Annotated in this window: 18 protein-coding genes, 1 tRNA gene and 1 riboswitch; of the genes, 12 read left to right on the forward strand and 7 right to left on the reverse strand. The window is 72.3% G+C overall.

Features of this window, described 5'->3' with window-relative positions; translation table 11 throughout:
* Positions 1-7: 7 nt before the first annotated feature.
* Positions 8-1108, reverse strand: a complete 1101-nt coding sequence (locus ABD946_RS09615) for an ALF repeat-containing protein (protein WP_345281966.1) — start codon at positions 1106-1108, stop codon at positions 8-10.
* Positions 1109-1318: 210 nt separating this feature from the next.
* Between ABD946_RS09615 and ABD946_RS09620 the strand changes: the two genes are divergently transcribed.
* Both ABD946_RS09620 and ABD946_RS09625 read left to right on the forward strand, forming a co-directional pair.
* Positions 1319-1930, forward strand: a complete 612-nt coding sequence (locus ABD946_RS09620) for a SurA N-terminal domain-containing protein (RefSeq protein ID WP_345281967.1) — start codon at positions 1319-1321, stop codon at positions 1928-1930.
* A 17-nt stretch (positions 1931-1947) separates the two neighbouring features.
* Positions 1948-2934, forward strand: a complete 987-nt coding sequence (locus ABD946_RS09625) for a nucleoside triphosphate pyrophosphohydrolase (protein ID WP_345281968.1) — start codon at positions 1948-1950, stop codon at positions 2932-2934.
* 10 nt (positions 2935-2944) lie between these two features.
* On the opposite strand, the gene ABD946_RS09630 is transcribed toward ABD946_RS09625, so the two are convergent.
* Positions 2945-3340, reverse strand: a complete 396-nt coding sequence (locus tag ABD946_RS09630; RefSeq protein WP_345281969.1) for an SDR family NAD(P)-dependent oxidoreductase — start codon at positions 3338-3340, stop codon at positions 2945-2947.
* Positions 3341-3500: 160 nt separating this feature from the next.
* Between ABD946_RS09630 and ABD946_RS09635 the strand changes: the two genes are divergently transcribed.
* The 7 genes from ABD946_RS09635 (at position 3501) to ABD946_RS09665 (ending at position 11357) form a co-directional block, all read left to right on the forward strand.
* Positions 3501-4748: a cytochrome P450 family protein gene (locus ABD946_RS09635; protein WP_345281970.1), complete on the forward strand. Its 1248-nt coding sequence runs from the start codon at positions 3501-3503 to the stop codon at positions 4746-4748.
* A 225-nt stretch (positions 4749-4973) separates the two neighbouring features.
* Positions 4974-5126: riboswitch (cyclic di-AMP (ydaO/yuaA leader) on the forward strand.
* A 5-nt stretch (positions 5127-5131) separates the two neighbouring features.
* A complete protein-coding gene (locus ABD946_RS09640) occupies positions 5132-5893 on the forward strand; it encodes a transglycosylase family protein (RefSeq protein ID WP_345281972.1) in 762 nt (253 codons plus the stop codon).
* Between the two features lie 194 nt (positions 5894-6087).
* Positions 6088-7374 (forward strand): phosphopyruvate hydratase, encoded by a 1287-nt coding sequence (eno, locus tag ABD946_RS09645; RefSeq protein WP_345281974.1) that lies wholly within the window; start codon positions 6088-6090, stop codon positions 7372-7374.
* Between the two features lie 121 nt (positions 7375-7495).
* Positions 7496-7900, forward strand: a complete 405-nt coding sequence (locus tag ABD946_RS09650) for an FtsB family cell division protein (protein WP_345281976.1) — start codon at positions 7496-7498, stop codon at positions 7898-7900.
* A 36-nt stretch (positions 7901-7936) separates the two neighbouring features.
* Positions 7937-8593 carry a DUF501 domain-containing protein gene (locus tag ABD946_RS09655; protein ID WP_345281978.1) on the forward strand — a complete coding sequence of 219 codons (657 nt, stop codon included), beginning with the start codon at positions 7937-7939 and terminating at the stop codon, positions 8591-8593.
* 2 nt (positions 8594-8595) lie between these two features.
* Positions 8596-9534, forward strand: coding sequence for a Ppx/GppA phosphatase family protein (locus ABD946_RS09660; protein ID WP_345282206.1), 939 nt, complete (start codon positions 8596-8598; stop codon positions 9532-9534).
* A 452-nt stretch (positions 9535-9986) separates the two neighbouring features.
* Positions 9987-11357, forward strand: a complete 1371-nt coding sequence (locus ABD946_RS09665) for an NAD(P)/FAD-dependent oxidoreductase (protein ID WP_345281980.1) — start codon at positions 9987-9989, stop codon at positions 11355-11357.
* A gap of 189 nt (positions 11358-11546) precedes the next feature.
* Here ABD946_RS09665 and ABD946_RS09670 read toward each other — a convergent pair whose 3' ends face one another.
* Entirely contained in the window at positions 11547-14102 is a 2556-nt protein-coding gene (locus tag ABD946_RS09670; RefSeq protein WP_345281982.1) for an ABC transporter permease, read from the reverse strand.
* A 58-nt stretch (positions 14103-14160) separates the two neighbouring features.
* The gene (locus ABD946_RS09675; RefSeq protein ID WP_345282207.1) at positions 14161-14931 is read right to left on the reverse strand and encodes an ABC transporter ATP-binding protein; all 771 of its coding nucleotides are present in this window, start codon (positions 14929-14931) and stop codon (positions 14161-14163) included.
* A 340-nt stretch (positions 14932-15271) separates the two neighbouring features.
* On the opposite strand from ABD946_RS09675, the gene ABD946_RS09680 reads away from it, so the two are divergent.
* The 3 genes from ABD946_RS09680 to ABD946_RS09690 all read left to right on the forward strand — a co-directional run bounded on the left by ABD946_RS09680 (position 15272) and on the right by ABD946_RS09690 (position 16764).
* Positions 15272-15355: transfer RNA gene (locus ABD946_RS09680), tRNA-Leu, on the forward strand.
* A 121-nt stretch (positions 15356-15476) separates the two neighbouring features.
* A complete protein-coding gene (locus ABD946_RS09685; protein ID WP_345281984.1) occupies positions 15477-16364 on the forward strand; it encodes a Bax inhibitor-1/YccA family protein in 888 nt (295 codons plus the stop codon).
* Between the two features lie 82 nt (positions 16365-16446).
* Positions 16447-16764, forward strand: coding sequence for a hypothetical protein (locus tag ABD946_RS09690; RefSeq protein ID WP_345281986.1), 318 nt, complete (start codon positions 16447-16449; stop codon positions 16762-16764).
* A gap of 83 nt (positions 16765-16847) precedes the next feature.
* On the opposite strand, the gene ABD946_RS09695 is transcribed toward ABD946_RS09690, so the two are convergent.
* The 3 genes from ABD946_RS09695 to ABD946_RS09705 form a co-directional block, all read right to left on the reverse strand.
* Entirely contained in the window at positions 16848-17801 is a 954-nt protein-coding gene (locus ABD946_RS09695) for a hypothetical protein (RefSeq protein ID WP_345281988.1), read from the reverse strand.
* 279 nt (positions 17802-18080) lie between these two features.
* Positions 18081-19301 carry an acetyl-CoA C-acetyltransferase gene (locus ABD946_RS09700; RefSeq protein WP_345281990.1) on the reverse strand — a complete coding sequence of 407 codons (1221 nt, stop codon included), beginning with the start codon at positions 19299-19301 and terminating at the stop codon, positions 18081-18083.
* Positions 19302-19383: 82 nt separating this feature from the next.
* Positions 19384-20445 (reverse strand): SGNH/GDSL hydrolase family protein, encoded by a 1062-nt coding sequence (locus ABD946_RS09705; RefSeq protein WP_345281992.1) that lies wholly within the window; start codon positions 20443-20445, stop codon positions 19384-19386.
* Positions 20446-20621: the final 176 nt, after the last annotated feature.

Below are 20621 nucleotides of genomic sequence, written 5' to 3' on the forward strand. Positions count from 1 at the left end.
CGGTGGTTCAGCCCTCGGCGCCCTGACGGCGGCGCGAGGCGGCGACCAGCGCCGCACCGGCGGCCAGCGCGGCCGCGGCACCGCCGACCTGCCACGGCAGGTCCTCGCCGCCGCCGGTGTAGGCCAGGCGATCGGTGCTGTCGGTGGTCACCGGGGTGGTGCCCGTGGTGGCCGGTGCCGGAGTGGTGGTCACGTTCGCCGGGGTGACCGTGGCCGGCTTCTCCCGCTCGGCCTTCTCGGCCGCGGCCTTGTCCTCGGCGGCCTTCTTCTCCGCCGCCGCGTCCGTCTCCAGGGCCTTGGCGTGGCCGCTGTTGAGGAAGGCGGCGATGCCCGCGTAGTTGCCGTCGAGGGCGGCGAGGGCGGCCTTGCGGACGGCGGGGCCGCCGGTCTCGGCGATCTGCGAGACCCGGATCCGGTCGGCGCTCTCGGCCTTCGCGCGGCCGGTGTTGAGGAAGGCGGCGATGCCCGCGTAGTTGCCGTCGAGGGCGGCGAGGGCGGCCTTGCGGACGGCGGGGCCGCCGGTCTCGGCGATCTGCGAGACCTGGACCCGCTCGGCGCTCTCGGCCTTGGCGCGGCCGGAGTTGAGGAAGACGGCGACCTTGGCGTAGCCGCTCCGCAGGGCCTCGTCCGCGGCCTTCCGCACCAGCGGCCCGGCGATCTCGGCGATCCGGGCCGCCTCCACCATGTCGTCGCCCTTGGCCTCCTCGTAGCCCGTCGCGAGGAAGGCCTGTACCGCCTTGCGGTCACCGCTCATGGCGGCGCCGGCGGCCGCCCGGACGGCCGGACCGCCGGTGCTCATGAGCTGGGTCAGCTTCACCCGCTCGTCGCTCTCGCGCACCGCGTGCTGCTTGACCGTCAGGAACGCGACCCGGTCCTCCGGGGTCCCGTCGAGGGCGGCCTGGGCGGCCTCCCGGATGCCCGGCCCCTCCTTCGGGTCCGCGAGCATGGCCTTGATCAGGTCCTTGTTCTGCTCGTCGGTCTGGCTGTCGGCGGCCGAGACGCCCGGGGTGGCGGGCGGGTTCCCGGTGGCCGAGGCGGCGGACGGGAACAGGATCGCCGGGGCGAGCGCGGCGGCCGTGAGGACAGCGGAGACGCGGGACAGCTTCATGTACGGGATTCCCCCACCGGTGCAAAGAACGTGCAGTGAACGCGAGTGCGAATCATAGGTGGGTGATCAAACCGGTTTCCGGCCGGTGCGCCCCGTCGCGACACCAGCCTTCCGGGGACGTCGGCACCCTTGGCCAAACGCCCCCGGGCCACGAGACTGGTGCACCGTCAGCAGAACCACGCGCGCCCCACAACTCCCGGGAGGCCCCACGTGATCCGCCACCTCCGCACCACCGCCGGAGTCCTGCTCGCCGGAGCCGCACTGGCGGCCTGCGGGAGTCAGCCGCCCCACCAGGGATCGGCTGCCGTGGTCGGCGGGGAGAAGATCAGCATCGCGGCCGTGGAGGCCCGGGTCGGCGAGGTCCGCCAGGGCGTGGCGGCCGAGACCGGCGGGCAGCAGGCCGAGCGGGCCGGGCTGGTCCGCCGGACGGTGGTCGACCTGGTGCTGGACCGGGTGGTCGCCCAGGCCTTGGCGGACCGTCGGCTCACCGTCACCGACGGGGAGATCGCCGAGGCCAAGGCGGGCCAGGCCAAGATGATGGGCGGCGAGGCCGAGCTGGCGCGCGAACTGCTGGTGCGGCAGAACGTCCCGGCCGACGCGGTGGACTCCTTCTACCGGCAGCAGCTGGGCATCCAGAAGCTGGCCGCCGGCAAGGACGCCCGCACCCCTGAGGGCGACGCCGCGATCCGCTCCGCGCTGACCGAGGCCGGGGCCAAGCTGAAGATCGAGGTCAACCCGCGCTACGGCCGCTGGGACGTCCAGCAGATCGGCCTGGTGACGGCCCCCGCGGACTGGATCAAGCAGCCCGCCGCCACCGCCTGACCGGGTAGGTTCGGAGTGTGGACACTCCGAAGCTGATCCTGCTCACCACCACTCACCGGGTCGCCCCCGGCCTGCTCTCCTGGCCCGCCTGGGAGGCGCTGCGCGGGGCGGCCCGGGTGCTGGCCGGGGACCCGGCCCACCCGCAGCTCCCGGCCGTCCGCCAGGCGGGCGTCACGGTGGAGCTGGTCGAGCGCTCCACCGCGCCCGCACTGGCCCGGCTGCTGACCGGGGAGCGGGAGGGCGTGACGCTCTGGCTCGGCAGCCCGGACGGGGACCCGGGGCTCACCGACGCGCTGGCCCGGATCGCGGTCGAGCAGGCCGGGGAGGCGCCCGAGATCGAGCTGCTGCCCGGCTCCTACGACCTTCCGGGGGCCCGGCTGCTGGACCTGGTCGCGGTGATGGACCGGCTCCGCTCCCCGGGCGGCTGCCCCTGGGACGCCGAGCAGACCCACGCCTCGCTGGTGAAGTACCTGGTCGAGGAGGCCTTCGAGCTGGTCGAGGCGATCGAGGAGGGCGACCGCACCACCCTGCGCGAGGAGCTGGGTGACGTCCTGCTCCAGGTGATGTTCCACTCCCGGATCGCCGAGGAGCACCCGGAGGACCCGTTCACCGTCGACGACGTGGCCGGGGACATCGTCGAGAAGCTGATGTACCGTCACCCGCACGTCTTCGGCGACGTGGAGGCCGCCGGCGCCGCCGAGGTGGAGGCCAACTGGGAGCAGCTCAAGGCCGCCGAGAAGCAGCGCGACTCGATCCTGGACGGCGTCCCGGCCGGGCTGCCCGCGCTGGCGTACGCCGCCAAGCTGGTCTCCCGGGTCCGCCGGGCCGGCTTCACCGCCGTTCCGGACGCCCCGTACGAACTCCCCGCCGCGCTCGACCAGGAGAGCCTGGGCAGGGTGCTGCTGGCCCTCGCCCAGCGGGCCTACGACGAGGACCTGGACATCGACCAGGCACTGCGCGCCACCACCCGCGCCTACCGGGACGAGGTCCGGGCGGCGGAGTGAGCGGAAGGGCTCAGGCGGCGACGGCGGGGGCGAGGACCTCGCCGATCGCCTCGCCGACCTGGGCCATCAGCTCGGCCAGCGGGCCGAGGGTGGCGGGGAGTTCGGCGATCGGGAGGATGCGCTCGGCGTCGGGTCCGCAGACGCAGAACAGGTCGATCGGGCCCAGGTGCTTGACCGCGGTGGAGACCAGGGCGGCCACGTCGGAGGGCTGCCGGACGTCGGCGCCCACCCCGACCACCGGGCAGCCCGGACGGTCCAGTTCGGTGGCCAGGTCCTCCGCCACGCCGGCCCGCTGATCGGCGATCAGCATCCCGGCCGCGCCGGCGGCGGCGAACCGCCGGGCCAGCCCGGCACCCGAACCGCCGTCCAGTACCGCGATGACCACCACTGCCCCGGTTACTCGCATGGGACTGCTCCTCCTTGAGCCGCGCCCGGCGGGACGCGCCGCACCGGCGTCCCTCCAAGTCCGTATCGGAGGATCGTAAGCACGCTCCGATCCTCCGCAAGAGCAATTACCCCCCAGGTGACCAGGCTCACTCATACTTCGGCGGGTTACCGTTCACTCCATGCCGGACAGCCCCGCCCCGACCCAGCCCGCCCTCTTCACCTGGGAGTTCGCCGCCGATCCGTACCCCGCGTACGCCTGGCTGCGCGAGCACGCCCCGGTGCACCGCACCACCCTGCCCAGCGGGGTGGACGCCTGGCTGGTCACCCGGTACGCGGACGCCCGGCAGGCGCTGGCCGACGCCCGGCTCTCCAAGAACCCGGCGCACCACAGCGAGCAGGCCCACCGCACCGGCCGGGTCGGCATCCCGGGGGAGCGCCAGGCCGACCTGATGACCCATCTGCTGAACATCGACCCGCCGGACCACACCCGGCTGCGCCGGCTGGTCTCCAAGGCCTTCACCCCGCGCCGGGTGGCCGAGTTCCAGCCCCGGGTGCAGGAGCTGACCGACCGCCTGGTGGACGGCTTCGCGGCCCGCGGCGAGGCCGACCTGATCCACGAGTTCGCCTTCCCGCTGCCCATCTACGCGATCTGCGACCTGCTCGGCGTGCCGCCGGAGGACCAGGACGACCTGCGGGACTGGGCCGGGGCGATGATCCGTCACCACGGCGGCCAACGCGGCGGAGTGGGGCGGGCGGTGAAGAGGATCCGCGCCTACCTGCTGGAGCTGATCCACCGCAAGCGGGCCGACCTCGGCGACGACCTGATCTCCGGCCTGATCCGCGCCAGTGACCACGGTGAGCACCTGACGGAGAACGAGGCCGCCGCGATGGCCTTCATCCTGCTGTTCGCCGGCTTCGAGACCACCATCAACCTGATCGGCAACGGCACCTACGCCCTGCTGCGCGACCCGGAGCAGCGGGAGCTGCTGCAGGCGTCGCTGCGCCGGGGCGAGAGCGCGCTGCTGGAGACGGCGGTGGAGGAACTGCTGCGCTACGACGGCCCGGTGGAGCTGGCCACCTGGCGGTTCGCCACCAGCCCGCTGACCATCGGCGGGGTGGACATCCCGGTCGGCGACCCGGTGCTGGTGGTACTGGCGGCGGCCGACCGCGACCCGGCCCGGTTCGCGGCGGAGAACACCCTCGACCTCGCGCGCAAGGACAATCCGCACCTGGGTTTCGGCCACGGCATCCACTACTGCATCGGCGCCCCGCTGGCCCGGATGGAGGGTCAGCTCGCGCTCGCCGCCCTGCTGACCCGGCTGCCCGACCTGCAACTCGCCGCCGAGCCCGCTGACCTGCGCTGGCGCGGCGGCCTGATCATGCGCGGGCTGCGGGAGTTGCCGGTCCGCTTCACCCCGGAAGGCTGAACACCCGTTATCTGACGGCGTGTCGGTCATATCTGATCGACCGTGATCTGAATACACATCAATCCGGCCACAGGAGTACGGTTTGTGGACGACCCACCGCGCAGCGTGATTTCGGTGTGATGTGTTCGACATGAGCTTGTGATCGATCAGCTGATCTGCTTACCCTCCCTGGAGTCCGCAGCTGCGGACCCCGCGCGCGGAACGCCGAATCCTGCCCGCCGCGCTACCGGGACACCGACCAGACCCTTGGGCAGGGGCGGGGGACCCACACGTACGTCGCCGTCCCCCCACGGCTTGGGGTGAAGCCGCCTCACGGCGGCCGGGCCACCTCCCGGTCCGAACCCGACAGCTCACCTCGCAGGCGTGCGGAGAGGGACTTCTTCATGCTGTTTTCTGGTTCGGGCCGTCACCGTCGTCGTACCCAGGCCGAGAAGGCGATCGCCGTCGCGGGCGTCGCGGGCGTCGGCCTCGCCCTTCCGCTGATGGCCGCCACCGGCGCCCAGGCCGCGCCCGTCTCGACCTGGGACAAGGTCGCCCAGTGCGAGAGCGGCGGCAACTGGTCGATCAACACCGGCAACGGCTTCTACGGCGGCCTGCAGTTCACCTCCAGCACCTGGGCCGGCTTCGGCGGCAAGGCCTACGCGCCGCAGGCCAACCAGGCCACCAAGGGCCAGCAGATCGCGGTCGCCGAGAAGGTGCTCGCCTCCCAGGGCCCCGGCGCCTGGCCGGTCTGCTCCGTGAAGGCGGGTCTGACCAAGGGCGGCGCCGCCGCCCAGGTCGACACCAACTCCGAGGCCAAGGCCTCCCGTTCGGAGACCCGCACGGCCGCGCCGAAGGCGGAGACCCCGAAGGCCGCCGCGCCCAGGACGGAGACCAAGAAGGCCGCGCCCAAGGCCGCCGAGACCACCAAGCCGGCGCCCAAGGTCGAGACCCCGAAGGCCGCCGCGCCGACGGTGAACGCCCCGAAGCACGCCGCGCCGAAGGCCCCGGCCACCGGCAACTACACCGTCAAGTCCGGTGACACCCTGTCCGGCATCGCCGCCGCCAAGGGCCAGGACTGGCACCAGGTCTACCAGGCCAACAAGTCGGTCGTGGGTGGCAACCCCGACCTGATCTACCCCGGCCAGGTCCTCCAGCTGGGCTGATCCGACGCACCGTCATCACGGAGGGGCCGCACCGTTCGACGGTGCGGCCCCTCCGTGCCCGTCCCAGGTGAACTACCGGTGGGTAGGAAGGCCACGAGGTGAGACGGGACCAAGGTCAGCGTGGTCCCGGGGCCCGGTGCGGTTAGGCTCTGGTCGTAACGACTACACATCCCGCTTCCGCAAGGAGATGCCTCGTGCCGTCCATCGATGTCGTCGTAGCCCGCGAGATCCTCGACTCCCGTGGCAACCCCACGGTCGAGGTCGAGGTCGGTCTGGACGACGGCAGCACCGGCCGTGCCGCCGTCCCGTCGGGTGCCTCCACCGGCGCCTTCGAGGCGCTTGAGCTCCGCGACGGTGACAAGAACCGCTACTTCGGCAAGGGCGTCGAGAAGGCCGTCCTGGCCGTCATCGAGCAGATCGGCCCGGAGCTCGTCGGCTACGACGCCACCGAGCAGCGCCTGATCGACCAGGCCATGCTCGACCTGGACGCCACCCCGGACAAGTCCTCGCTCGGCGCCAACGCCATCCTGGGCGTCTCGCTCGCCGTGGCGCACGCCGCCTCCGAGGCCAGCGACCTGCCGCTGTTCCGCTACCTGGGCGGCCCGAACGCGCACGTCCTGCCCGTCCCGATGATGAACATCCTGAACGGTGGGTCGCACGCCGACTCCAACGTCGACATCCAGGAGTTCATGATCGCCCCGATCGGCGCGGAGTCCTTCTCCGAGGCCGTCCGCTGGGGCGTCGAGGTCTACCACACGCTCAAGGGCGTCCTGAAGGAGCGCGGCCTCTCCACCGGCCTGGGCGACGAGGGCGGCTTCGCGCCGAACCTGGACTCCAACCGCGAGGCCCTGGACCTCATCACCGAGGCCATCAAGAAGGCCGGCTACACCCCGGGCAAGGACGTCGCGCTGGCGCTCGACGTGGCCGCCTCCGAGTTCTACAAGGACGGCGCCTACCAGTTCGAGGGCAAGGCGATCTCCTCCGCCGAGCTCATCGACTACTACGCCGAGCTGGTCGCCGCGTACCCGCTGGTCTCCATCGAGGACCCGCTGGACGAGTCCGACTGGGACGGCTGGAAGGCCATGACCGACAAGCTGGGCGACAAGGTCCAGCTGGTCGGTGACGACCTGTTCGTCACCAACCCGGCCCGCCTGGCCCGCGGCATCGAGACCGGCACCGCCAACGCGCTGCTGGTGAAGGTCAACCAGATCGGTTCGCTGACCGAGACCCTGGACGCCGTCGAGCTGGCCCAGCGCAACGGCTACCGCTGCATGATGTCGCACCGCTCCGGCGAGACCGAGGACGTCACCATCGCCGACCTGGCCGTCGCCACCAACTGCGGCCAGATCAAGACCGGTGCCCCGGCCCGCTCCGAGCGCGTCGCCAAGTACAACCAGCTGCTGCGCATCGAGGAGATCCTCGACGACGCCGCCGAGTACGCGGGCCGCGGGGCCTTCCCCCGGTTCAAGGCCGAGGCCTGAGCGACCCGGGGCTGACACTCAGCCAGCTGTGCCCGGTGCCCCGGCTCCCACCCCGTAGGGTGGTGGGCCGGGGCACCGGCGTGTGGATGGAGGGGTACCGGCGATGTGGAAGATTCCGGGCTTGGCGGCGCGACCGCGCTTCACCAGCCGCGCCACCGTGCTGGTGCTGGTCCTCTGCTCGCTGGTGGCGATCCTCGCCTACCCCACCCGGCAGTACATCGCGCAGCGCTCGGAGATCAACGCCCAGCGGGCCAAGGCCGAGCACGCCAGGGCCCAGGTGGAGAAGCTCAGCCGGGAGAAGGCGCGCTGGCAGGACCCGGAGTTCGTGAAGGCCCAGGCCCGCCAACGGCTGCACTACGCGATGCCCGGCGAGACCCCGTTCATCTCGGTGGACCCGGCGCCGCCGGCCACCAAGTCCTCCTCGGCCGACGGTGCGTCAGCTCCACAGGCCAAGGCCGCCCAGCCCTGGTACGCCAGCGTCTGGGACTCGGTCGACCAGGCCGACACCACCCCCGTCCCGCGCTAGGCGCAGCAGCACACCCCCAGAGGCAGTAGCAATCCCATGACTGACACCCCCTCGACCGACACCCCCCTGGTCGACGACCAGGACGTCGCCGCCATCGCGGCCCAGCTCGGCCGGGTGCCGCGCGGCCTGCGCGGCGTGGCCCACCGCTGCCCGTGCGGCAACCCGGACGTGGTGGAGACCGCGCCCCGGCTGCCCGACGGCACGCCGTTCCCGACCCTCTACTACCTGACCTGCCCCAAGGCCGCCTCGCTGATCGGCACCCTGGAGGCGGACGGCGTGATGAAGGAGCAGACCGCCCGGCTGGCCGAGGACCCGGAGCTGGCGGCGGCCTACCAGAAGGCGCACGAGGACTACATCGCGCGCCGGGACGCCATCGAGGTGCTGGAGGGCTTCCCGAGCGCAGGCGGCATGCCGGACCGGGTGAAGTGCCTGCACGTGCTGGTCGGCCACTCGCTGGCCGCCGGGGAGGGCGTCAACCCGCTCGGCGACGAGGCGATCGCGATGCTGGAGGACTGGTGGGCCAAGGGCCCCTGCGTCTCCCCGGCCGAGGTCGAGGAGGCCGGTGCCCGGGTGCTGAGGAACCGCGCCAAGGACCAGGACCACGCGGCCGTGATCGCCGCCAAGGAGCAGCTGACCGCCGAGCGCGCCGCCAAGAAGGCCGCCGCCGAGGCCGAGCAGGGGGAGTCCGAGTGAGCGTGACCAGGGTGGGGGCCATCGACTGCGGCACCAACTCGATCCGGCTGCTGGTGGCCGACCTGGACCCGGAGACCGGGGAGATCACCGACCTGGACCGCCGGATGGTGATCAACCGGCTGGGCCAGGGCGTGGACCGCACCGGCCGCCTGGCCCCCGAGGCGCTGGAGCGCACCTTCGCCGCCTGCCGCGAGTACGCCGCGGTGCTGGCCGAGCACGGGGTCGGCCCGGACCGGCTGCGGTTCGTGGCCACCAGCGCCTCCCGGGACGCCGAGAACAGCGCCGAGTACGTGGCCGGGGTCAAGGAGATCCTGGGCGTGGAGCCGACCGTGGTGAGCGGCGAGGAGGAGGCCCGGCTCTCCTTCACCGGCGCCACCAAGGAGCTGACCGGTGGTCAGTTCCCCTCCCCCTACCTGGTCTTCGACCTCGGCGGCGGCTCCACCGAGTTCGTGCTCGGCGGGGAGTCCGTGGAGGCGGCCCGGTCGGTGGACATCGGCTGCGTCCGGCTGACCGAGCGGCACTTCGAGGGCGGCGCCGGCGTGCCGACCGAGGAGCAGACCGCCCGGGCCAGGGCCGACGTGGAGGCCGCGCTGGACCGGGCCGCCGAGGTGGTCCCGCTGACCAGCGCGGCCACCCTGGTCGGCCTGGCGGGCACCGTCACCACCGTGGCGGGCATCGCGCTGGAGCTGCCGGAGTACGACTCGGCCCGGATCCACCACGCCCGGCTGACGGTCGGGCAGGTCCGCGAGACCGCCCACCGGCTGCTGGCCATGGACCACGCCGAGCGGGCCGCGATCCCGGTCATGCACCCGGGCCGGGTGGACGTGATCGGCGCCGGGGCGCTGGTGCTGCTGGAGATCATGGAGCGCACCGGGGCCGCCGAGCTGGTGGTCAGCGAGCACGACATCCTGGACGGCGTCGCCTGGAGCCTGGTCTCCTGACGCCCCGTCGGGAGCCCTTCCGGCGCCCCTGCGAGCGGCCCCGGAGTGCCTGGATGGCACCCGGGGCCGCCCGCTGCACCGGGTGTCGCAAGAACCTTCGTGAATTTCTTCACATGGCGAACCAGCCTTTCGTCGCACTCGGCGGTCCGGTCTGTCCGATATGCGGGACCGAAGGCCTCTGGTGGGCCGCGCTCGATGGTTCGAAGGTGGGCATCGGGCTGGGTAGTGGAATCGAAACAGCGGGCCGGGAACCGGGACCGGATCGGGATCGTTGCTGCTCAGCGACGGGGTTTCGCACGGGTACCGTTCGAGCGGACCGGGAACGCCGTCGGGCCGGGGTGAGGTGACACGGTGGGGCCCGGAGTGTGGCCGCGCAGTGTAGCAGACGGTGTCCAGAGGCTTGTGACGGGCCTCACGAAGGTGCCCCCGAACGGGGGTGGATACTTTCGGATATGAGCACCACGGAGCGTCCTCGCATCCTGATCGTCGGCGGTGGTTACGTCGGCCTGTATGCCGCGATGCGCATTCTCAAGAAGATGCGCTACGGCGAAGCGACCGTCACGGTCGTCGACCCGCGGTCGTACATGACGTACCTGCCCTTCCTTCCCGAGGCGGCCGGCGGCAACGTCGCGCCTCGCAACCTCGTCGCGCCGCTGCGCAGCGCCCTCAAGAAGGCGGAGGTGCTCACCGGTGCGGTCACCGGTGTGGACCACGCCCGCAAGGTCGCCACCATCCAGCCCGCAGCGGGCGACTCCTACGAGCTGTCCTTCGACTACCTGGTCGTCGCCACCGGCTCGGTCTCCCGCACCTTCCCGATCCCCGGTCTGGCCGAGCACGGCATCGGCATGAAGACCGTGGAGGAGGCCATCAGCCTCCGCAACCACGTGATGGCGCAGCTGGACCGCGCCGAGTCCACCACGGACGAGGCGATCCGCCGCAAGGCCCTCACCTTCGTGGTCATCGGCGGCGGCTTCGCCGGCATCGAGACCATCGCGGAGATCGAGGACATGGCGCGCGACGCCGCCAAGATCTACCGCACCGTCAGCCGCGACGACATGCGCTTCATCGTCGTCGAGGCGGCCAACCGCATCCTCCCCGAGATGGGCCCGGACCTCGGTCTGTGGACCAAGGAGAAGCTCGAGGAGCGCAACATCGAGGTCTACATCGAGACCTCGATGGACTCCTGCGTCGACCAGCACGTGGTGCTGAAGAACGGCATGGAGATGGACGCCTCGACCATCGTGTGGACCGCGGGCGTCAAGCCGAACCCGGTGCTGTCGCAGTTCGGCCTCCCGCTCGGCCCGCGCGGCCACGTGGACGCCGCGCCGACCCTCCAGGTCACCGGCTTCGACTACGTCTGGGCCGCCGGCGACAACGCCCAGGTGCCGGACCTCGCCGCCGGCGAGGGCGCCTGGTGCCCGCCGAACGCGCAGCACGCCGTCCGTCAGGCCGCCGTCCTCGGCGACAACGTCATCTCGGGCATGCGCGGCTTCCCGCAGGCCGAGTACAAGCACAAGAACCTCGGTGCGGTGGCCGGTCTCGGCCTGCACAAGGGCGTGGCCATCCTCTTCGGCAAGGTCAAGCTCAAGGGCCGGCTGGCCTGGTGGTTCCACCGCGGCTACCACGGCGCGATGGTCCCGACCATGAACCGCAAGATCCGGGTCTTCACCGACTGGACGCTGGCGATGTTCCTCAAGCGCGAGACCGTCGGCCTGGCGCAGATGGAGAAGCCGTTCGAGGCGTTCCAGGAGGCCACCGGCCCCGCGCCGAAGGCGGCCGTCCCGGCCCCCGCCGAGCCCGCCAAGGAGCTGGCCAGCAAGTGAGCGACTGGCCCCGGGCGTTGACCGCACCCGGGGTATGAGTCGGAGGCTCTCCGCCCGGCAGTGTCGCCGGACCACGACCTCCGTGGTGCTCAGCCGGTTCCACGACCGGGCGGAGTACAGCAGTTGAGACCGACGAAGGCCCCCACCGGGAGATCCGGTGGGGGCCTTCCTCGTGCCGCTGAGGGGTCGTCAGTCGGTCTTGATGCTGGTCAGGATGTCCAGCTTGGACGCCCGGCGGGCGGGCCACAGGGCGGCCACCAGGCCGACCAGACCGGCCATCAGCAGGAAGAGCAGCAGCTGGCCGTAGGGCAGCTCGGTGACCAGGCCCGGGATGCTGGAGTCCAGGGTGGAGTTGACCGCCCAGGCCAGGAAGGAGCCGAGCAGCACACCGGTGACGGCGCCGAACAGCGAGATCACCACCGACTCCAGCTTCACCATCCGCTTGATGCCCCGCCGGTCCAGGCCGATCGCCCGCAGCATTCCGATCTCCCGCTTCCGCTCGAACACCGACATCGCCAGCGTGTTCACCACGCCGAGGACGGCGACCAGCACCGACATGGCCAGCAGGCCGTACATCATGTTGAGCGCGAAGGAGATGATCTGGTTGAACTCCTCCTTCATCTGCTCCAGGGTCTTGACCTCGATCACCGGGTTGTTGCCGGTGGCCTCCTTGACCGACGTGGCGAGCGCGGTGGTGGCGCCGTCGGTGCCCTTCACCAGGATGTCCCGGATGTCGGCGTCCTTGGCGTGCGGGGCCATCACCGAGTCGGCGACCACGAAGGGGGAGAGCATGTCGAGCGACTGGTAGACGCCGCCGACCGTCAGGGTCCCGGTCTTGCCGTCCATGAAGTCCGCCTTGACGGTCGAACCGACCGTCAGGCCGCGCTTCTTGGCGGTCTCGGCCTCGACCAGCACCTGACCCTTCGCCAGGGCGTCCGCCGAGCCGGCGTCCATGGTGAGGTCGAGCAGCTTGGGCAGCGTCGCCGGGTTCACGCCGGAGACCGCGGAGTCCTTGCCCTCCAGGTCCCAGTACGCGTTGGTCAGGGCGCTGGAGGCGGTCACGCCGGGCGCCTTGGCGACCTTCTCGGCCAGCTCGGGGGAGAGGCTCATCCGGTTGGCGCTGGAGACCTTGTAGTCGGCCACCACGCCCTTGGAGACGATCCGGTCGACCGCTCCGCCGACCGAGGCGCCCATCACCGTCATGGCGGTCACCAGGGTCAGGCCGATGGTGAGCGCGGCGGCGGTGGTGGCGGTGCGGCGCGGGTTGCGCACCGCGTTGCGGCGGGCCAGCTTGCCGGGGGTGCCGGCCACGGCGGCCAGCAGCGGGCCGGTCAGCGCGATCACCGGGCGGGAGAGCAGCGGCAGCAGGACGAAGATGCCGATCATCGCGACCGGGGCGCCGCCCATGATGACGTAGCGACCGGTCTCGCCGCCCTTGGCGGCACCGCCGAGGATCATCGCGAAGCCGGCCGCGGCGAGCAGCGAGCCGATCACGTTGCGGACGATCAGGCTCTTCTGGGTGGCCGGGGCGTCGCCGCTGGCCATCGCGGCGACCGGGGCGATCCGGGAGGCCCGGACGGCCGGCAGCAGGGCGGAGACCACGGTGACCACGACGCCGGTCACCAGCGCGGTGATCACGGTGGCCGGGGCGATCACCAGCGGGCCGGTGGGCATGCCCTCGGCCAGCTTCGCCATCCCGGCCTGCATCGCGGCGCCGATCCCGATGCCGGTGACCAGACCGGCCACCGAGGCGGTCAGACCGATCAGCAGCGCCTCGGCCAGCACCGAGCGGGTGATCTGGCCGCGGGCCGCGCCGATGGCGCGCAGCAGGGCCAGCTCCTTGGTGCGCTGGGCGATCAGCATGGTGAAGGTGTTGGCGATGATGAAGATGCCGACGAAGAGCGAGATGCCGGCGAAGGCCAGCAGCATCGTCTTCATGCCGCTGGTGCCCTGCTCGACCATCTTGGTCTGATCGGCCGTCAGCTGGTCACCGGTCTTCGCGGTGATCGAGCCTTCCTTGGGCAGCTTGGAGATCACCGCGTCCTGCAGCGCGGTCTGCGAGGTGCCGGGCTTGCCCTGGACGTCGATGGCCGAGAAGCGGCCGGGCGAGAGCAGGAACTGCTGCGCGGTGGCGGTGTCGAATAGCGTGAGGGTGGCGCCCGAGGTGATCTGCGGGTCGTCGGTGGTGAAGATCCCGGTCAGCTTCACGTCCTGGGCCGGGCCGTTGCCCGCCACCCGGACGGTGTCGCCGACCTTGTAGCCGGCCTTGTCGGCGCTGGAGCGGTCCAGCGCCACCTCGCCGGCCTTCTTCGGGCCCTGGCCCTCGACCATCGGGTAGCGCGGGTCCTTGCCGTCGGCGGCCGGGGACCAGTTGGCGCCGTAGGCGTTGTACGCCTGGCCGATCAGGTCGCCCTTCTTGTTCGCCACGGCGGTGAAGCCGGCCGCCACGCCGCGGACCTGGGCGACGCCCGGGAGGGCGGCCAGCTGGTCGACGGTGGCCTTGGTGAGCTCGGCGCCGTCGCCGGTCTTCTCCGAGGCGCGGGCGTAGGCGGAGGCCGAGCTGTCGGTGACCTGGACCGAGATGTCGGAGTAGCTCTTGGAGTAGCTGTTGGTCATGGCCTTGCCGAGCGTGTCGGAGAAGACCATGGTGCCAGCCACGAAGGCGGTGCCGAGCATGACGGCGAGGACCGTCATGAGCAGCCGGCCCTTGTGGGCCGCCACGTTGCGCAGTGCGGTGCGGAACATCGGATGTCGTCCTGGGGGAGTCGGAGCGGGGGGCGGTCGGTGACGGGCCGTCAGGCCGTCAGCTCGTCCGGCCCTTGGCGTCGAAGCGGCGCATCCGGTCCAGCACGGTGTCCGCGGTCGGCCCGGTCAGCTCGTCCACGATCCGGCCGTCGGCCAGGAAGACCACCCGGTCCGCGTAGGAGGCGGCGACCGGGTCGTGGGTGACCATCACGACCGTCTGGCCGAGCTCGCGCACCGAGTTGCGCAGGAAGGAGAGGATCTCGGCGCCGGAGCGGGAGTCGAGGTTCCCGGTCGGCTCGTCGGCGAAGACGATGTCCGGCCTGCTGGCCAGCGCGCGGGCGCAGGCCACCCGCTGCTGCTGGCCGCCGGAGAGCTGCGAGGGGCGGTGCGAGAGGCGGCCGGAGAGGCCGACCGTCTCCACCACCCGGTCCAGCCAGGCCTGGTCGACCTTGCGGCCGGCGATGTCCATCGGCAGCGTGATGTTCTCCAGCGCGGTCAGCGTCGGCAGCAGGTTGAAGGCCTGGAAGATGAAGCCGATCTTGTCCCGGCGGAGCTTGGTGAGCTGCTTGTCCTTGAGGCCGACCAGCTCGGTGTCCCCGATGGTGGAGGAGCCGGAGCTCACCGTGTCCAGGCCCGCCATGCAGTGCATGAGGGTGGACTTGCCGGAACCCGAGGGCCCCATGATGGCGGTGAACTGGCCCTGCGGGAACACGACGCTGACGTTGTCCAGCGCGACCACCCTGGTCTCGCCCTCGCCGTAGACCTTGTTGAGGCCGGTGGCGCGGGCGGCCGCCTGGCCGGTGTGTGCGGCGTACGCGGGCTTGGTGATCACGGGGGAACTCCTTGCGGACGTGAGGTGGTCGTGGACGGCCGGACGCAGGGCCCGACCGCTACACCATCCTCCGCCGGACGATCATGGAATCCGTCGCCCGCCGGAACGGTTGGTCCCACCGCCGCTGGGCGTAGGCGGGGCCCGGGCTTCTCCTCCTGCGGTATGACACCGACCCCGACGCCGAGGAGGTGGCCGGATCGCGCCGGGGCATGGCCGATTTCCAGACGATTCGTCAGATGTCAAGGAAACATGACAAATTGCCTGCCTGAGAGTGTGCGAAAGGGTGCTCTGGGCGACTAGTCTCAGGGGTACCCCGTACGAGGGGCGGAGAGGTCCCGCCCGGGTGGTGGAACGCAGACACGGGCAGCTTAAAACTGCTTGGCCGTAGGCCGTGCCGGTTCGAGTCCGGCCCCGGGCACCAAGACTCCGCGCGCCGCCGGTGCGCGTGTGCGAGATCATCCTCGCGGTTGAGGCTCATTCCTTTGCCAAGGCATTACCCTGGAGCGGTGCGGGTGGCACCACGCCGCCCCGGAGGGAATGACATGAGAAGCAGCAACCCGGTCTTCTCGCGGGAGGGGTCCTTCACCCGCGACGCCGGATACGCGGGGTTCAACACCGCCCAGCAGCCCCAGGCCGGGGCGCCGCAGGCCGGGAGCCCGTACGGCAACAACCCCTACGGCAACAACCCCTACGCCCAGCCGCAGCCCGGTCAGCTGACCGACGAGCAGCTGGTGCAGATGTACCAGGCCCCGTCCGCGGGCCCGCTGCAGACCGGCCGGATGACCATGGACGACGTGGTCGCCCGCACCGCGATCACGCTGCTGACCCTGGTCGCGGCCGGCGCGGTGGCCTGGTTCCTGCTGCCCGCCACCTCCTTCGGCCCGGCCATCGGCGCCGCGATCGCCGCCTTCGTGGTCGGCATGGTGATCAGCTTCAAGCGGAGCGTCAGCCCCGCCCTGATCGTCACCTACGCGGCCCTGGAGGGCTTCTTCCTCGGCGCGGTCAGCCACGCCTTCGAGACCATGTTCTCGGGCATCGTGGTGCAGGCCGTGCTCGGCACCGCGGCCGTCTTCGCGGCGATGCTGATCGCCTACAAGTCCGGCCGGATCCGGGTCACCCCGCGCTACACCCGGATCGGCATCGCGATCGCCATGGGCTTCGTGCTGCTCATGCTGGTCAACGTGGTGGCCTCGCTGTTCGGCGCCGACATGGGCCTGCGCTCGGGCCCGCTCGGCATCGTGGTGGGCATCCTCGGCATCGGCATCGGCGCCTTCTTCCTCTCCCTGGACTTCGCCGAGATCGAGGCGGGCATCCAGGGCGGCGCCCCGGAGAAGGAGGCCTGGCGGGCCGCCTTCGGGCTCACCCTGTCGCTGGTCTGGATCTACCTGGAGATGCTGCGCCTGATCGCCATCCTCCGCGGCGACGACTGATCCCGCGTCAGCCCGCCTGAGGCCCGCCCCGGTCGCACCGGGGCGGGCCTCCGCCGTTCCCGGCAGCGCATAGGCTCACCGCATGGCAGACGCACAGACCTTCCTGGCCGCCGTGGACCGGCTGGCCGACCGCTTCCGTTCGATGCCGCAGAGCAGGCTGCTGGCCCCGGTGCCCGGGTACCCGAGCCGGGCGGCGGCCGTGCTGGCCCTGGCGGCGGACTCGGCCGGGCGGGCGCTGGAGCTGGCGGGCGAGCCGCCGAGGGAGTTCCCGGACGCCGGGGCCTTCGCGGTGGGCGACCAACTGGCCGTCGCCGGGCGGGAACTGGCCGCGGTGGCCGGCCCCGAGGTGCTGGCCCAGGCGCTGGACGCGGTGCGGGCGGCGGACGAGCTCACCGCCTGACCCCCGGGAGCCCGGGCACGCGAACGGCCGGTCGAGTCGGTAACCCCGATGACTCGACCGGCCGTTGGCCTGCTGAGGGCGGATCAGATGCTGGCGACCACCCGGTCGGCCAGCACGTAGACGGCCTCCTCGTCGGTGGAGAAGGTCAGCGAGTAGGAGCCGGAGAACCGCGAGCCGCCGAGCAGCCGGACGTCCTCGCCGGCCCGGACGGCGTCGATCAGGCGGTAGGCGGCCTCGCGGTCGCCGGGGGCGACGCAGAGCGTGGTGCCGTCGGCGAAGGCGTAGACGTCCAGGGTGCCGAGCGGGCCGGGGCGGACGTCGGTGAGCGCGACGCCCTCGTCGGCCAGGGTGGCGAGGCGGGTGTCGGTCCACTCGCGGGACGGGGTCGGGCTGGGCACGAAGTCCGGGTGCGAGGGGTGGCGGCGCGGGTCGGGGGCGGCCACCGGCTCGGCGTCCACGGCCGGTTCGGCGTCCAGCAGGCCGGCCTCCAGGCCGGTGGCGAGCAGATCGGCCTCGCGGCGGGCCCGGATCTCCCCGGCGCTCTCGGCGGGGTGGCCGCCGCCCGAGGGGTGGGCGCCCGCCGGGCGCGGGGCGGCGGTGCCGCCGTCCTCGCCGATCAGGTCCTCGAGCGCGCTGCGCAGCGCCTCGCCGAACTCCGGGTCCATGGTGCCCGCCTGGTCGGCGGCGTCGAGCGGGCCGGTCGGGCGCGGGAAGAAGAGCGGCCACTCCTCCTGGGCACTGGTGAACGGGGAGTCGAAGATCGGGGCGTCCTCCGCGGCCCGGGCCTCCTGCTCGGCCCAGAACGCGCGGGCCTCGGCGATCTCCCGCTCGCGGTCGGCGGCCAGCGCCTCGTGCACGGCCCGGCGTATCACCGTCTCGTCAACCACGGCCGGGGCGGCGGCACTTGCGGCGGCGGTCGCGGCGGCGGTGGCGGCCGCCTGCTCGGCGAGACGGCGGGAGAGGCGGCGGCCCTGGACCAGCAGCGCGGCGGAGAGGGCGATCAGGACCAGCAGCAGGGTGGTGTACACGACGCTCACGGAACGTACTCCTAGGGAGGAGCGGAACGGGGTTACGTCTCCACAGTGCCGCATGGGCGACTGATGCTGCAGTGGCAGATGTCCGATTTGTCCGTGACTTTCGTCCTTGTCCTCAAATTGTTAGGTAGTCCCGCTCTACGCTGCGGAGTTGACCGATTCCGGGGCGTCGACAAAACGGCTCGGAGAGGGTGTGCCGAGGGCCGGATCGCACTCCGCGTGTGATCCGGCCCTCAGTTACGCACCGTCACTCCGAACGGGTGGACGGAGTCGGTCGAGCGGTCAGCTCAGGCGCTCGATGACCATCGCCATGCCCTGGCCGCCGCCGACGCACATGGTCTCCAGGCCGAACTGCTTGTCGTGCCACTGCAGGGAGTTGATCAGGGTGCTGGTGAGGCGGGCGCCGGTCATGCCGAAGGGGTGGCCGACGGCGATCGCGCCGCCGTTGACGTTCAGCTTCTCCAGCGGGATGCCCAGGTCCCGGTAGGAGGGGATGACCTGGGCCGCGAAGGCCTCGTTGATCTCCACCAGGTCGATGTCGTCGATGGTCAGCCCGGCCCGCTTGAGCGCCTGGCGGCTGGCCTCGACCGGGCCGTAGCCCATGATCTCGGGGGAGAGGCCGCTGACGCCGGTGGAGACCACGCGGGCGAGCGGGGTGAGGCCGAGCTCGCGGGCCTTGGTGTCGGACATGACCACCAGGGCGGCGGCGCCGTCGTTCAGCGGGCAGCAGTTGCCGGCCGTGACGGTGCCGTCCGGGCGGAAGACCGGCTTGAGGCCGGAGACGGCCTCCAGGGTGACCCCGGCGCGCGGGCCGTCGTCGGCGGAGACCACGGTGCCGTCGGGCAGGGTGACGGGAGTGATGTCGCGCGCCCAGAAGCCGGACTTGATGGCGGCCTCGGCCAGGTTCTGCGAGCGGACGCCGAACTCGTCCTGCTCGGCGCGGGTGATCCCCTTGAGCGCGGCCAGGTTCTCGGCGGTCTGGCCCATCGCGATGTAGGCGTCCGGCAGCAGGCCGTCCTCGCGCGGGTCGTGCCACTCGCCGCCGCCGTTCGCGGCCCGGTCGGCGGTGCGCGCCACCGCGTCGGCGAACAGCGGGTTCTGGGTGCCCGGCATGCCGTCCGAGGTGCCGTTCACGCTGCGCGAGACGGTCTCCACGCCGGCCGAGACGAAGATGTCGCCCTCGCCCGCCTTGATGGCGTGCAGCGCCATCCGGGTGGTCTGCAGCGAGGAGGCGCAGTACCGGGTGATGGTGGTGCCGGGCAGGTAGTCCATGCCCATCTGGACCGCGACGATCCGGCCCAGGTTGTGGCCCTGCTCGCCGCCGGGCAGGCCGCAGCCGAGCATCAGGTCGTCGATCTGGCGCGGGTCCAGCCCGGGCACCTTGGCCAGTGCGGCGCCGATGATCTGCGCGGTCAGGTCGTCCGGGCGGATGTCCTTGAGCGAGCCCTTGAAGGCCCGGCCGATCGGCGAACGGGCGGCGCTGACGATGACGGCTTCGGGCATGGTGGGCTCCTCGCTGGGTGTCCGGGTCGACGGGCGTCCGGGTGCGCCGCGCGGGGGCGGCGGCGGACGGTCCGGGAGAAAGTTACCGCTTGGTAGCCCTGTCGTCACCCGTCCCCGCGTGTGAGTTGGCCGACGCCGGTTCGGGGGTCGAGTCGGCCGCGTCCGGCAGGCCGAACCGCAGCCGCAGCTTGACCTGCGCCCACCGCCGGCCGAAGTCCCCGATCCGCTCGTCGGCCGTCACCTCGGTGCCCGAACGGCCCGCTGCGGCCGCCGCCGCGACGGCCATCGGCAGCACCTGCTCGGCCCCCGGCGCGGCCGGCTCCCGCTCGTCCGGCCAGAGGTCCAGGGCGGCGCAGAGCGAGGGCAGCAGGGCCATCGCGGCGGTCGCGTAGCCCTGCGCGGAGGGGTGGTAGCGGTCGGCGGCGAACATCTCCGGACGGGCCGCGAACTCCGGGCCCAGCAGCGAGCCCAGCGAGACCGTCCGGCCGCCCTGCTCCACCACCGCGATGGTCTGGGCGGCGGCCAGCTCGCGGCTCAGCCGCCGGGCCACCCAGCGCAGCGGCGGGCGCACCGGCTTGATGGTGCCCAGGTCCGGGCAGGTGCCGACCACCACCTGGCAGCCGGCCTCGCGCAGCGCCCGGACCGCCTCGCCGAGCTGACGGACCGCCAGGGCGGGCGGGGTGCGCTTGGTCACGTCGTTGGCGCCGACGATGATCACGGCCAGCTCGGGGCGGTGCGGCAGCACCTGGACCACCTGCTCGGCCAGGTCGGCGGACCGGCCGCCGGAGCGGGCCACGTTGGCGAGCCGCACCCGGCGCTCGGCCACCGAGGCCAGACCGGCCGCCAGCAGCGCGCCCGGGGTCTCGTGCCCCCGCCGCACGCCCAGCCCGGCGGCCGTCGAGTCGCCCAGGAAGCCCAGCACCAGTGGCTCCTGCTCGCCCGCCGGATCGGCGAAGGCGGCCCCGTACACCCCGTCCGCGCGCGGCGGGTCGCCCTCCAGCAGCCCGACCGCGCGGACGGCCAGCCGGCTCTCGGTGACCAGCAGCCCGACGAAGCCCACCCCGAGCAGCCCCAGCCCGCCGCCGCCGTACGCGGCCGCGGTGGCGATCCGCCGGGCCGCCCGGGCCCGTGACTCCCGCGTCAACCCCGCACCCCCTCCATCCACCGGGCCCCTCGTCGGGGCGGCACCTTCTGTCCCCTTCTGGGTACCCAACGACGGAGCGCCCTACCGGGCACCCTCGGCCATCCGGGGAGAGAACGTCAGGTGCCGCGCCGCCCGTCGCCGGAACGGCCCGCGCCCCCGCCGAGCCGGACGCGGTT

Origin of the sequence: Kitasatospora albolonga, from assembly GCF_039535905.1 — a bacterium.
Lineage (GTDB): Bacteria > Actinomycetota > Actinomycetes > Streptomycetales > Streptomycetaceae > Kitasatospora > Kitasatospora albolonga.